This window comes from Marinobacterium maritimum (assembly GCF_039523155.1).
Classification (GTDB): Bacteria; Pseudomonadota; Gammaproteobacteria; order Pseudomonadales; family Balneatricaceae; genus Marinobacterium; species Marinobacterium maritimum.
In genome coordinates, this window is sequence record NZ_BAAAET010000001.1 from 330,367 (window position 1) to 342,734 (window position 12,368).

Here is a 12,368-nt window from a genome sequence, read left to right on the forward strand (position 1 = left end):
TGGCCAGGAACGGCCTAACTAATCGCACTACCAAACATAATAAGTACAACGAGAGGTACTCACATGAAAAAGTTCTTTGCACCCCTTCTCACCCTTGGTCTCAGCCTTGGCATTGCTGGTGCAGTGCAAGCAGAAACCTGGAAGTTTGCCAGTGAAGAGGACAAGGGAGATGTGCAGGCGATCTATGCCAAAACCTTTGCCGATGTGATCAAGCAGGAGTCAGATGGCGATATCAAGGTCAAAGTCTACTACTACGGCCAGCTGGGAACCGAGAATGATGTCGTCGAGCTGGCAGCAAACGGCACTATCCAGTTTGTATCCGTGGGGACCGGGCATCTGGGGTCCTATGTACCTGAGGTGCAGGCAATCAGTCTGCCCTACGTGTTGGGTACCGATGAGACAGTTACTCGTAAGGTATTGACGGGTAGCAAGACCATTTACTCGGATCTGGCGCACAAGTTTGAAGACGTGAACCTCAAGTTGCTGTCCATGTTCTCTGAAGGCGAGATGGTATGGGGCGCCAACAAGCCCATTCGTAGCCCGGAAGACTTTGCCAATCACAAGATCCGTACGTTCACCTCGACTATTCCGGTTGAAACCTACAAGGCCTTTGGTGCGACACCGACACCTTTGTCCTGGGGTGAGGTGTATGGCTCGCTGCAGCTGAAAACCATCGATGGCATGGTTAACCCGATCTACTTCATTTACAACGCAAAGTGGCATGAAGTGCAGAGCCACCTGATTTTCCCGGGGCAGCAGCCGTATGTCGGTACTGTTTCGACCAATAACAAGTGGTTCAACAACCTGAGCCCGGAAAAGCAGGCGATGATCCAGAAGGCGTCGGTCGCTGCTGAGCAGGCTGCCTTTGAATATCAGACCCGTATTAACAGGGAGCATATGGATCGTATCATGCAAGAGCAGCCGTCGATGCAGGTGGTGGTCCTGAATGAAGCGGAGCGTAGTCGCTTCAAGGAACTGGCTGAAGGCCTGCATGAAACCTACTACAACGTCGTCGAAAATGCCTATGACGACAGCGAGAAGGCAGCCGCTCGCGAAGGTGCGCGCAACATTCTGGAGAGCCTGATGGAAGAAGTAGAAGCGGCCAAAAACTCCTGAGCTTCAGGAGCAAACCAATAACAACTCATTCACCGGAAGTGGCTGCCAAGGGAGTGGTGGCCAGGGGATGCGGCCATGAAACACCTGCTTAGCAAAATCAGCTCCATTACCGAAAAAATCGAAAAATACATCGTGTGCTTTTCCATTGTGCTCATGATGTTGAACTCAACCGCAAATGCGATCGGTCGCTATTTCTTCAACCAAAGCATTTTCTTTGCCGAGGAGCTGAATCAGTTCCTGATCGTATCAGTTACCTTTATCGGCTTCGCTTATGCCGTGCGTAAGGGGCGAAACATCCGCATGACGGCGGTATACGATGCCTTGAATCACAATGCGAAGAAGGTCATTTCAATTCTGATCGCGGCCTGTACGTCAGCGCTCATGTTTTTTCTTGCCTATCTGGCATTCCACTATGTGGTGGAGCTTAAGGAAATCAACCGACTGAGTCCGGCGTTGCAGTTTCCTGTCTATATCATCTACTCGGTTATTCCGCTGGGCCTGGCAATGGCCGGTATCCAGTACCTGATCAGTCTGATCATGAATCTGACTCACCGCGATATCTACCTTTCGTATGAAGTCACCGAAGACAACGCCGATTCGCAGGGAGATATGGTATGAGTTCTGTTGCCCAGTTTTTTGCGGATATCATTGCTGGCGAGCTGGATATCTATGTGATCACCTTCACGCTGGTCACGGTAATGATCATTCTCCTGTTTCTGAGCTTTCCCATGGTTGTGCCCTTGGCTGTGGGAGCCTTGATCGGTCTGGTTCATTTCTCGGGAACGGACCCTCAGGTGATCATCCAGCAGATGGTGACCGGAATTTCTCCCAATGCACTGATTGCCGTGCCGATGTTTATCCTTGCGGCGGACATCATGACACGTGGTCATACGGCGCATAACCTGCTCAGCCTGATTCAGGCATTTGTGGGTCATATGCGTGGCGGTTTGCCTATTACGACTTGTATCAGTTGCACGTTGTTCGGTTCGGTGTCAGGTTCGACCCAGGCTACGGTGGTATCGGTTGGTCAGATCATGCGTCCCAAGCTGCTGCAGGCGGGCTACAAGGACAGCTTTGTCATGGCGCTTATCATCAATGCCAGTGATATTGCCTTCCTGATACCACCCAGCATCGGACTGATTCTGTACGGTACGCTGGCCAATGCCAGTGTGGGCGAGTTGTTTATTGCCGGTATTGGCCCGGGGCTTCTGCTGGCGCTGATGTTCTCGGTGTATTGTTATCTCTACAGCATCAAGCATGGCGACTCTATTGCTCTGGTCGAGAAAACAGACTGGGCACAGAAGCTTGAAGCTCTCAAAAAGTCGATCTTGCCACTGGGTTTCCCTGTCCTGATCGTCGGTGGCATCTACTCAGGAATCATGACACCGACTGAAGCTGCATCCTTTGCAGTGCTCTATGCCGTGCTGGTGGAGTGTGTGATCTATCGCCAACTTAATGTTCGCGACCTGATGGATTCTGCCTTGAGCACTGGCCTGATTACAGCGGTGGTATTCATTCTGGTGGGCATTGGTCAGGCCTTCTCCTGGTATATCTCATTCGAGCAGATCCCGCAGGAGCTGCTGGCGCCTCTGAGCCTGGAGGATGCTTCGCCTGAATTCGTGCTGTTCGTTATTGCATTGGCCTTCTTTGTCGGCTGCATGTTTGTTGACTCGCTGGTGGTGTTGCTGATCCTGACCCCGATCTTTATGCCGATCGTGCATGGCGTCGGCCTGGATCCGGTACTCGTCGGAGTTATGGTGACTTTGCAGATGGCGATTGGCTCAGCGACACCTCCGTTCGGTTGCGACATCTTTACAGCGATTGCAATCTTTAACAGGCCTTATATGGATGTTATTCGCGGTACTCTACCGTTCATCCTGATCCTGTTCGCAATGACCGCCATTCTGATCTTCTTCCCGGGTATTGCCCTGTTGCTGCGAGATCTGGCCTTCAACTAAATATTTGTTTATGGCTGGGGGCTTCTCCAGCCTGATCCGTTAATCGAGGGCCTCAGGCCATAACAACAAGAGTAGCCAAGATGACCAACACCCTGATAGCGCCTCCCCGAGGGTTTGAAATATCCGAATTCGAAGCTCGTACAGAGAAGCTGCAGGCTCGCATGGCAGAGCAGCAGATCGATGCGGTTTTTCTGACCACGGAGCCTGAGTTTCGTTACTTCAGCGGCTTCAAGTCTCAGTTTTGGGAAAGCCCGACACGACCGTGGTTTCTGGTCGTACCTGCCAGCGGGAAGCCGATTGCTGTGGTGCCTGAAATTGGGGCTGCTGGCCTGCATCAGACCTGGATTGACGATGTGCGCAGCTGGCCATCACCCCGTCCTGAGGATGACGGCATTTCGCTGCTGGCCGATACACTGGCAGCTTGTGCAACGCGCCATGGACGAATAGGCGCGATGCTGGGACCGGAAACGCACTTGCGCATGCCGGCTGCAAACTTTGCCGCATTGCAGGATCGTCTGAGCCAGCATGTTTTGGTGGATGTATCGCTGATCATTCGAGAATTGCGCAGTGTCAAATCTGAGGCGGAAATAGCTAAGATCCGTTTTGCCTGTGAAGTGACGGCTGCCGGGTTTGACTACTTGCTGGAACATCTGCGCCTTGGTATGACTGAGCGGGAAGCCTGTAAGGCGATGCACCTTGAGATGCTGCGGCTGGGTGCCGATGCTTGCCCATACCTGATTTCGGCGTCAGGACAGGGCGGCTATGACAATATCATCATGGGACCCACAGATCGCGAGCTTGGCAATGGCGATGTGTTGATTATCGACACAGGCGCAACCTTTGATGGCTACTTCAGCGACTTTGATCGTAACTATGCATTTGGCCGGGGTGATGCGCTCGCGACTCGTGCATATGAGGCGGTATATCAGTCCACCGAGGCGGGTTTAAGTGTCGCGGCACCGGGGCGCACAACCGGGGAGGTTTGGCAGGCCATGTGGGATGTGCTTGAGCAGGCTGGAGCACTGGGCAATGACGTCGGCCGAATGGGGCATGGCTTGGGTATGCAACTGACGGAATGGCCCTCCAATGTGCCTGACGGGAACGTAGTACTGAAGCCCGGTATGATTCTTACCCTTGAGCCGGGTATGACCTTTGCACCTGGCAAAATGATGGTGCATGAAGAGAACATCCTGATTACCGAGGAGGGATGCGAGATGTTGCACAAGCGAGCCTGGTCAGAGCTGCCTGTGATTAGTTAATTGCTGGCAGGTGTAAAAAAGGGGCTGGAGAGCCCCTTTTTTGCCAGTGTAACCAGCATATGCCCAGTTACCAGCTCCGGGAGCGGATAAGGCTCAGCCCTTTTCGGGCAGCGTGACATTCAGCTCCAGGATGGAGCAGTCTTCATCCAGGTTGATCTGTACATCGTCAGTAGAAACATCGACGTACTTGGCGATCACCGCCAGAATCTCCTGCTGCATCTGTGGCAGGTAGTCGGGTTGCGTGCGCTGAGAGCGTTCGTAGGCGACCAGCACCTGGAGGCGCTCCTTGGCGACACTGGCCGAGGTCTGCTTCTTCGGTCGAAAATAACTCAGAATACCCATTAGCCCTTCCGTCCAAATACCCGGCTCAGGAAGCCTTTGCGCTCCACGTTGAGGAAGCGGTGTTCGCGATCTTCGCCGAGGAAGCGGGCGATGGCGTCGTCATAGGCCTGGCCGGCATCACTGTCAGCATCCATGATGACCGGAACGCCCTGGTTGGAGGCCTTGAGTACCGCTTCGGACTCAGGGATCACACCCAGCAGCGGGATCGCCAGGATCTCCTTGACGTCGTCCACGCTCAGCATTTCGCCGGCATCAACGCGATTCGGGTTGTAGCGGGTCAGCAGCAGGTGCTCCTTGACCGTTCCGCCTTCTTCCGCCTTGCGTGACTTGCTCTGCAATACCCCGAGGATACGGTCGGAATCGCGTACCGAGCTGACTTCAGGGTTGGTCACCACGATGGCTGTGTCGGCAAAGTAGAGTGCCAGCTGAGCGCCTTTCTCGATACCGGCAGGTGAGTCGCAGACAATGTAGTCGTAACTCTCGGACAATTCCTTCAGAACCGCTTCTACGCCTTCAACGCTCAGCGCATCCTTGTCGCGGGTCTGAGACGCCGGCAGGATGTAGAGGTTGTCGTTGCGCTTGTCACGGATCAGCGCCTGATTGAGGGTCGCTTCCTTGTTAATGACATTGACGAAGTCATAGACCACACGGCGTTCGCAGCCCATGATCAGGTCCAGGTTACGCAGGCCTACGTCAAAATCGATCAGGACGGTTTTGAACCCTCTCAGGGCCAGACCGGTACCGATCGCGGCGCTGCTGGTGGTTTTACCAACGCCCCCCTTACCGGAAGTGACAACGATTATTTCAGCCATGCATCTGTATCCATCAATCTGAAGAAGCGGTTAATTAAAGTGAAACTGTATCCAGTCGAGAGCCGCGTAGCAATGCCTGAATGGGCTGTTGCCAGCACTCGGCATGCAGGTCTTCACTGGTCTTGAAGTACCCGGCGATGGAGATCAGCTCGGCCTCCATCGACTGGCAGAAAATGCGCGCGTCAGCATTGCCGGTCACGCCGGCCATGGCGCGGCCGCGCAGGGGGCCATATACGTGAATATGACCGTCGGCCATCACCTCGGCACCGGCACTGACCGGGGCCAGGATGATCAGGTCGGTACCGCGGGCGTAGACCTGTTGGCCGGAGCGTACCGGCGTGGTGATCACTTTGGCCGCAACGGGGGCTGCCGGCTCAGGGGCAGCCGCTGGCTCGGCCGCTTCCGGTGCTGGTTGGGTTGGCTCGCTGTCGTTTTCCCTGGCGTTGCGACGCTGATGGCTGAAATCGGCCAGTTGCAGCGCAGTGCAGAGTTCAGCGGAGGTGCCCGGGTCTGCCTTGAGGCCGACAGGGACCAGTGACAACTCGCGGCACAGGGCAAGCAGTGACTGCAGGGCGTCGATGTCGGGTGTATTGGTCAGCTGCTGCAGGTTGAGGATAACCGGCATGTTGCTGAACAGCATGGGCACCTTGGCCGCGTGGCTGGCCAGTTGCGGCTTCAGCAGCTCGGTATCGCTGGTGGTCAGGATCAGCTCATTCAGCGCCGCGCGGGTGCTTTTGAACTGAAAACAGCGGGTCTCGGGTTCCTGGTTCATGGCTTGGGCCATCGGGGTCGTTTCGCTCACGGAGAAGTCCCTGTGGTTGAACTTCCTGAAAATGTTTGGGGCTAACCATATCACGTAACGGCGGGGTGCTGACAGGCGTCAGTAGGCCCTATTCAGTTTGTTGATCCTGGTCATTGTAGTAAACTGCGCCATCAATTTTGAACGGGGGCTGAAGTCACTATGAAAGCTGTTCGCTGGGTTCTGGGTCTGATCGTCATGGGTCTGCATTTTCTGACATTGCCACGTCGCGGCAAGCGTTCGCCGCAGGCGCAACAGCAGGTGGAGCAGGCGTTGGCCGGGTATGCCCTCTATCAGCTGCCGACTTGCCCCTTCTGCGTCAAGGTACGCCGTTCCATGCGCCGCCTGAATCTGCCGCTCGAACTGCGTGACGTGCGTTCCGATGGTCGTCACCGTCAGGATCTGATCAGTGGTGGTGGCAAGATGAAGGTGCCTTGCCTGCGCATCGATCATGCGGATGGTCACAGTGAATGGATGTACGAGTCCAGTGACATCGTGGCGTTCCTTGAAGGACGCTTTGCACTGCAGAAGTGATCTTTTATTCTAAAAAGCTATCAATAAATTGTTTTTTATTACCATTAAAGTGGCTATAGTTGTGACAGTCCCAAGCTGTACTGCACTGGAGCCACGACGATGGATTACCTGCCGCTTTTCTTCGACCTGAAACAACGCCCCGTCCTGCTGGTGGGCGGTGGCGATGTTGCCCTGCGCAAGGCGCGTTTGCTGATTCGCGCCGGTGCTCATATCACCCTGATTGCCCACCGTGTCTTGCCTGAGCTGCAGGAGATGCTGGAGCTGCATCAGGGACAGGTACTGGTCGGTGAATACCATCCCGAGCTGCTCGACGATAAGGTGCTGGCCTTGGCCGCAACGGATGATGACGTGCTCAATGAGCGGGTTCATTACGATGCTGTTGCACGCAATGTGCCGGTCAACGTGGTTGATAATCCCAGGCTCTGCACCTTCGTCTTTCCGGCCATTGTCGATCGTTCGCCGATCGTGATCGGTATCAGTTCCGGTGGTCAGTCGCCGGTGCTGGCACGGCTGTTAAGGGCCAAGCTGGAAACCCTGATTCCCAGCGGCTACAGCCGTCTGGGACAACTGGTGGGGCGTTTCCGCGATCAGGTGAAGGCGCGCTTCGGCACGGTCAACGAGCGCCGAGTATTCTGGGAGTCGGTTCTTCAGGGCCAGGTGGCCGAGCGGGTGTTTGCCGGCCGTGATGCGGATGCCGAGGCGCTGCTGGATGAGCAGATTCGGGCCGGTAATGCGTCACATCAAACCGGTGAAGTCTATCTGGTCGGGGCTGGTCCCGGTGATCCCGAACTGTTGACCTTCAAGGCGCTGCGGCTGATGCAGCAGGCTGATGTAGTGCTCTATGATCGCCTGGTATCACCGGAAGTGCTGGATCTGTGTCGCCGTGATGCGGATCTGATCTATGTCGGCAAGCAGCGTGATAACCACGCCGTGCCTCAGGAGGGGATCAATCAGTTGTTGATTGATCACGCCCGTCAAGGCAAGCGAGTGGTACGTCTCAAGGGGGGCGATCCTTTCATCTTTGGCCGTGGCGGTGAGGAGCTGGAGCAGCTCAAGCAGGCGGGAATTCCTTTCCAGGTGGTACCGGGCATCACCGCGGCGAGTGCCTGTTCTACCTATGCCGGTATTCCGCTGACCCACAGGGATTACGCCCAGTCAGTGAAGTTTGTCACGGGACAGCTCAAGCACCGCACCACTGAACTCAACTATGCCGAGTTGATTCAGCCCAACCAGACCATTGTGTTCTACATGGGGTTGCATACCCTGAATCAGTTGTGCAGCGGGTTGGTGGCGCATGGCAAGCCGGCCGATACACCGGCGGCAATCGTATCGCGCGGCACGGCGCAAGATCAGCGAGTGCTGGTGGGTACGCTGGAAACCCTGCCGCAGTTGCAGGCACAAGCCCAGTTACCGGCTCCGGCGATTGTGATTGTCGGTGAAGTGGTCGCGCTGCAGTCACAGCTGTCCTGGTTTGGCGAGGAGAGCTCACCTGTCATCCATGACCGGTGAGCACAGCGGTCAGTGCAGGGTGTGCCCGACCAGATAGCTGCCGGCAAAGCCCGCCGTGTAGGCGACCATGATGATGCCGGAGTAGCGCATGAAGCTGATGAAAGTGATCGCTTCCACCTTGCTCATGGCGACGATGCCGGCGGCAGAGCCGATCACCAGCAGTGAGCCGCCAACGCCAACGGCGTAGGTCAGGGTCAGCCAGCTGGCTGCATCCATGCCGATATCGGATTTCAACAATGCTGCTGTCAGCGGTACGTTGTCCACCAGTGAAGACAGCAGGCCCATGACGAAGTTGGCGCCGGTGGTGGGCAGTACCTCATAGACGCGCACCAGCGAGTCCAGCACGCCGATCTCTTTCATCATGCCGACCAGCAGCAGGATGCCGAGGAAGAACAGTAGGGTATCGAACTCGATCACGCGGATATAGTCGAGCAGACTCTCTCGTTCGTCATCCTTGTAGCAGAGCCGTCCGACCAGAAACATGATCGACAGGCCGAACAGGAAGGTGAGCAGCGGCGGAACCGACGCGATCACGTTGAGAATGATGGTGGAGATGATGGTCAGCAGGAAAATGCACGCGATCATCATGCCGACCTTGTCGTCCCGGCGGGGGCTGGGGCTGATCACCACCTCTCCCTTGAGCTTCAAGGACAGCAGAGTGGCCAGCAGCATCACACTGGCCAGTGCTGGCATGCTGAGCCAAAGCAGGTCGTCGATGGCCACTTTCTGCTGCATGAAGATCATCAGCGTGGTGACGTCACCGGTGATCAGGGCTACCCCGCCTGAGTTGACCGCGAACACCACCAGTACGGCAAAGCGCACCGTCTTCTTCGCTTCCATTTTCAATGACAGTACCAGCGCGATGGAGATCAGCGTTGCGGTAATGTTGTCGGACAGGGAGGAGAAGAAGAAGGCAAACCCTGCCACCAGGAACATCAGCTTGCGCTCACTGAGCTGCTTGGGCAAAACCTTGTAGATCAGCGTTTCAATCAGGCCCTGATGGTTGAGGAAGGCCACAAAGGTCATCGCGGCCATCAGGAACAGCCAGAGGCTGGCGATTTCGAGAACGTTCTCGTCGAGCTTTTCCTGAATCAGGTGGCTGTCGGCGCCGTGGGGAGGGAAGAGAAAGAGCAGTAACCAGGCAAGAGTGCCGAGGAAGAGTGTCGTTTTCGCCTTGTTGATGTGAATCACATCCTCCAGCACGATCATCAGGAAGGCGAGCCCTGCGATCGCGAGTAATAGTGTTTGCATCGGCTTGACCGTGCCCCCAGAATTGTGTGGAAGCAGAATATTACGCCTCTGCTGCCAACAGTGACAGAGGCTTCAGGGCAGATGGTACCAAAAGAGTGGAAAAGTACTGGTCGGTCTACATGCTCAGGTGTGCTGATGGCAGTCTCTATACCGGCGTGACGACGGATACGGCCCGCCGCGTGGAGGAGCATAATGGTACGCGCGCGGGCAAGGGGGCGCGTTATACCCGTGTGCGGCGGCCGGTTGAGCTGGTTTGGCAGGAGGCGGGGCACGATCGCAGCTCGGCACTCAGGAGAGAGTATGCGCTGAAAAAACTGCGGAAAGTTGACAAGGAACAACTGATTGAAAATCACCTGTATTCAAAAAGAGACACTTAAGGTGTTATCATTGCGATAACAATCGCTTAGCGCAGGTTTTGATACAGCATGTTCACAATCAAACGGCAAAAACTGTTCCCCACCAGCAGTCACCCTCAGGGAAGGGGGGTGTTGCCCTGGTATGAGCAGGTTGGGGGAAAGGTGTTCCGCAGTTACGGCCACCCGGATGGGGTTTCGAACAGCGCCGAATTTATCGTGCAGCAGGGCAAACTGCTGCCTTTGAAGCAGCGTGATCTCGGTTTGCCCGGCGCCCCCTGGTATGTCGAGCGAGACAATCGTTTTTATCCGGGCTACGGCCATCCCGACGGGGACAGCCGCTTGCCATGGTTTGAAGTGCGCGACTGATCAGAACTCGACGCGAACCGTCTGCGCACACTGACGCGCCTTTTCACGGGCACTGTCCACGTCTTCGGCCCGAGCCAGAGCAACCCCCATGCGACGACGACCATGGATTTCGGGCTTGCCGAACAGGCGCAGGTCGGTATCCGGCGCGGCCAGTGCTGCCTGCAGGTGGGCGAAACTGGTCTGGCTGGATTCGCCCGTCGGCAGGATTACCGCCGAGGCTGAAGGCCCGTGCTGGCGGATCAGCGGAATCGGCAGATTCAAAATCGCGCGGGCATGCAGCGCAAACTCTGACAGGTCCTGAGAGATCAGGGTTACCATGCCGGTGTCGTGCGGGCGTGGTGAGACTTCGCTGAAGATAACTTCGTCGCCACGCACGAACAGTTCTACGCCGAAAAGGCCGTGGCCGCCCAGGGCGTGGGTGACTTTCTCGGCAATCTTCTCGGCCGCCTGGCGTGCCGCCGGGCTCATCGCCTGTGGCTGCCAGGATTCTCGGTAATCTCCGTCCACCTGGATATGACCGATCGGTTCGCAGAAACTGGTGCCGCCGATATGGCGCACGGTCAGCAGGGTGATCTCGTAATCGAATTCGACGAAACCTTCAATGATCACGCGGCCACCACCGGCGCGGCCGCCTTCCTGAGCGTATTCCCAGGCCGCCTCGATCTGATCGGCCTGCTTGATGGTGCTCTGGCCCTTGCCGGATGAACTCATGATCGGCTTGACCACGCAGGGCATGCCGATCGCTTCGACGGCGTGCTTGAACTCCACAAAGTTGCCGGCGAAGCGGTAGGGAGAGGTGTTCAGACCAAGTTCTTCGGCGGCCAGACGACGAATACCCTCGCGGTTCATGGTTAGCTGGGTTGCGCGGGCCGTGGGAATGACGGTGAAGCCTTCCTCTTCCAGTTCCGCGAGGGTGTCAGTGGCGATGGCTTCGATTTCGGGCACGATGTAGTGCGGTTTTTCCTGCTCGATCACCGCCCGCAGGGCGTCACCGTCCAGCATGGAGATCACGTGTGAACGGTGCGCAACCTGCATGGCGGGGGAGTTGGCGTAGCGATCGACGACGATGACTTCAACGCCCAGTCGCTGCAGTTCGATAACAACTTCCTTGCCCAGTTCACCGCCGCCGCACATGAGAACGCGGGTCGCGCTGGCTGAAAGTGGTGTGCCCAGTGTGGTCATGGCCGGTCAGCTCCAAATTGAAAATGTTTCACGCATTATAGGGCCGTGCAGGCGGTAAAGGCCACCGAGCCAACTATACTGGGTTGGTAAGCGGTGTTCTTCGCTCCATACCCTCAGGTATGGTCTTGATAGGGCCCTACCGGCCCGGTCGGGCTGCCCATAACGGGCAGCCTTTTTTATGTCCGGCTTTCAGGGGCGATCAGCAGATTGGCGCCAGTGCTTAGAGCGCGACCAGCAGGCTGACGGCAATACTCCACATCATCAGGCAGATCAGGCCGTCCAGAATTCGCCAGGCAACCGGTTTGCGAAACAGGGGGGCCAGCCAGCGGGCACCGAAGCAGAGGCTGCTGAACCAGATCACCGAAAAGGTGATGGCGCCAACGGCGAACCAGATGCGCAAGCCTGGCTCGTACTGGCCGCCTATGCCGCCAATCAGTACGATGGTATCGATATAGGCGTGGGGGTTGAGCAGGGTGACGGCTGCGGTGGTCAGCAGGGCGCGTTTCAGGCTGCTAACGCCCTGGCCGCCGGTGGTCAGGCTGTGGCTGCCCAGTGCCCTTTGTGCCGCCTGCAGGCCGAACCAGAACAGGAACAAAGCTCCGCCCCAGCGCGCAATCTCCAGCAGCAGTGGGGATTGGCTGAGTGCAACGCCCAGTCCAATCACGCCGACGGTCATCAGCACCGCATCAAAAAACATGCACAGCAGAGCGATCGGCCAGTGAAATTCGCGTCGCAGGCTCTGTGTCAGCACAAAGGCGTTTTGCGCACCAATCGCCATGATCAGGCCGGCCGATGTGGCCAGGCCTTTGCTCCAGGCCAGCCATTCCAGTGTCAGTAGTGGGCTCATGATGTGCGTTCCTCCGTGATGGCGAATTCAGACGGGG

Annotated in this window: 14 protein-coding genes; 8 read left to right on the forward strand and 6 right to left on the reverse strand. The window is 56.7% G+C overall.

Translation table 11 applies throughout. The annotated features are described in order from the left end of the window. Positions 1-63 precede the first annotated feature (63 nt). The 4 genes from ABD013_RS01505 (at position 64) to ABD013_RS01520 (ending at position 4,333) form a co-directional block, all read left to right on the forward strand. The gene (locus ABD013_RS01505; RefSeq protein WP_343801202.1) at positions 64-1,116 is read left to right on the forward strand and encodes a TRAP transporter substrate-binding protein; all 1,053 of its coding nucleotides are present in this window, start codon (positions 64-66) and stop codon (positions 1,114-1,116) included. A 75-nt stretch (positions 1,117-1,191) separates the two neighbouring features. Continuing rightward, the gene (locus tag ABD013_RS01510; protein WP_343801205.1) at positions 1,192-1,734 is read left to right on the forward strand and encodes a TRAP transporter small permease; all 543 of its coding nucleotides are present in this window, start codon (positions 1,192-1,194) and stop codon (positions 1,732-1,734) included. Between the two features lie 56 nt (positions 1,735-1,790). Next, a complete protein-coding gene (locus ABD013_RS01515; protein ID WP_343803941.1) occupies positions 1,791-3,074 on the forward strand; it encodes a TRAP transporter large permease in 1,284 nt (427 codons plus the stop codon). 80 nt (positions 3,075-3,154) lie between these two features. Next, a complete protein-coding gene (locus tag ABD013_RS01520) occupies positions 3,155-4,333 on the forward strand; it encodes a M24 family metallopeptidase (RefSeq protein WP_343801208.1) in 1,179 nt (392 codons plus the stop codon). 93 nt (positions 4,334-4,426) lie between these two features. Here the strand turns inward: ABD013_RS01520 and minE are convergent, their stop codons facing one another. The 3 genes from minE to minC are packed head-to-tail and all read right to left on the reverse strand — an operon-like array spanning position 4,427 to position 6,289. Next, positions 4,427-4,675 (reverse strand): cell division topological specificity factor MinE, encoded by a 249-nt coding sequence (gene minE / locus ABD013_RS01525; protein ID WP_343801211.1) that lies wholly within the window; start codon positions 4,673-4,675, stop codon positions 4,427-4,429. Then, entirely contained in the window at positions 4,675-5,487 is an 813-nt protein-coding gene (minD, locus tag ABD013_RS01530; RefSeq protein WP_343801214.1) for a septum site-determining protein MinD, read from the reverse strand. The genes minE and minD overlap by 1 nt, the downstream gene beginning before the upstream one ends. Positions 5,488-5,521: 34 nt before the next feature. Then, positions 5,522-6,289, reverse strand: coding sequence for a septum site-determining protein MinC (gene minC, locus ABD013_RS01535; RefSeq protein WP_343801217.1), 768 nt, complete (start codon positions 6,287-6,289; stop codon positions 5,522-5,524). A 159-nt stretch (positions 6,290-6,448) separates the two neighbouring features. Between minC and ABD013_RS01540 the strand changes: the two genes are divergently transcribed. Then, positions 6,449-6,820: a glutaredoxin family protein gene (locus tag ABD013_RS01540; RefSeq protein ID WP_343801220.1), complete on the forward strand. Its 372-nt coding sequence runs from the start codon at positions 6,449-6,451 to the stop codon at positions 6,818-6,820. A gap of 99 nt (positions 6,821-6,919) precedes the next feature. Next, positions 6,920-8,329 carry a siroheme synthase CysG gene (cysG, locus tag ABD013_RS01545; RefSeq protein WP_343801223.1) on the forward strand — a complete coding sequence of 470 codons (1,410 nt, stop codon included), beginning with the start codon at positions 6,920-6,922 and terminating at the stop codon, positions 8,327-8,329. Between the two features lie 9 nt (positions 8,330-8,338). On the opposite strand, the gene nhaD is transcribed toward cysG, so the two are convergent. Then, on the reverse strand, positions 8,339-9,580 hold the full coding sequence (gene nhaD / locus ABD013_RS01550) for a sodium:proton antiporter NhaD (protein ID WP_343801226.1): 1,242 nt from the start codon (positions 9,578-9,580) through the stop codon (positions 8,339-8,341). 95 nt (positions 9,581-9,675) lie between these two features. Between nhaD and ABD013_RS01555 the strand changes: the two genes are divergently transcribed. Both ABD013_RS01555 and ABD013_RS01560 read left to right on the forward strand, forming a co-directional pair. Beyond that, a complete protein-coding gene (locus tag ABD013_RS01555; protein WP_343801229.1) occupies positions 9,676-9,957 on the forward strand; it encodes a GIY-YIG nuclease family protein in 282 nt (93 codons plus the stop codon). A gap of 48 nt (positions 9,958-10,005) precedes the next feature. Then, positions 10,006-10,302 (forward strand): hypothetical protein, encoded by a 297-nt coding sequence (locus ABD013_RS01560; protein ID WP_343801232.1) that lies wholly within the window; start codon positions 10,006-10,008, stop codon positions 10,300-10,302. Here the strand turns inward: ABD013_RS01560 and purT are convergent, their stop codons facing one another. After that, on the reverse strand, positions 10,303-11,484 hold the full coding sequence (gene purT / locus ABD013_RS01565; protein ID WP_343801235.1) for a formate-dependent phosphoribosylglycinamide formyltransferase: 1,182 nt from the start codon (positions 11,482-11,484) through the stop codon (positions 10,303-10,305). 220 nt (positions 11,485-11,704) lie between these two features. Beyond that, positions 11,705-12,331, reverse strand: coding sequence for a LysE/ArgO family amino acid transporter (locus ABD013_RS01570; protein ID WP_343801238.1), 627 nt, complete (start codon positions 12,329-12,331; stop codon positions 11,705-11,707). Positions 12,332-12,368 lie beyond the last annotated feature (37 nt).

What these genes read in the sequence shown, in the direction of transcription:
- cysG (WP_343801223.1), top strand. Translation starts at nt 6,920, where the DNA reads ATGGATTACCTGCCGCTTTTCTTCGACCTGAAACAACGCCCCGTCCTG.
- minE (WP_343801211.1), bottom strand. Translation starts at nt 4,675, where the DNA reads ATGGGTATTCTGAGTTATTTTCGACCGAAGAAGCAGACCTCGGCCAGT.
- ABD013_RS01520 (WP_343801208.1), top strand. Translation starts at nt 3,155, where the DNA reads ATGACCAACACCCTGATAGCGCCTCCCCGAGGGTTTGAAATATCCGAA.
- ABD013_RS01510 (WP_343801205.1), top strand. Translation starts at nt 1,192, where the DNA reads ATGAAACACCTGCTTAGCAAAATCAGCTCCATTACCGAAAAAATCGAA.
- ABD013_RS01505 (WP_343801202.1), top strand. Translation starts at nt 64, where the DNA reads ATGAAAAAGTTCTTTGCACCCCTTCTCACCCTTGGTCTCAGCCTTGGC.
- ABD013_RS01570 (WP_343801238.1), bottom strand. Translation starts at nt 12,331, where the DNA reads ATGAGCCCACTACTGACACTGGAATGGCTGGCCTGGAGCAAAGGCCTG.
- ABD013_RS01560 (WP_343801232.1), top strand. Translation starts at nt 10,006, where the DNA reads ATGTTCACAATCAAACGGCAAAAACTGTTCCCCACCAGCAGTCACCCT.
- nhaD (WP_343801226.1), bottom strand. Translation starts at nt 9,580, where the DNA reads ATGCAAACACTATTACTCGCGATCGCAGGGCTCGCCTTCCTGATGATC.
- purT (WP_343801235.1), bottom strand. Translation starts at nt 11,484, where the DNA reads ATGACCACACTGGGCACACCACTTTCAGCCAGCGCGACCCGCGTTCTC.
- ABD013_RS01540 (WP_343801220.1), top strand. Translation starts at nt 6,449, where the DNA reads ATGAAAGCTGTTCGCTGGGTTCTGGGTCTGATCGTCATGGGTCTGCAT.
- minD (WP_343801214.1), bottom strand. Translation starts at nt 5,487, where the DNA reads ATGGCTGAAATAATCGTTGTCACTTCCGGTAAGGGGGGCGTTGGTAAA.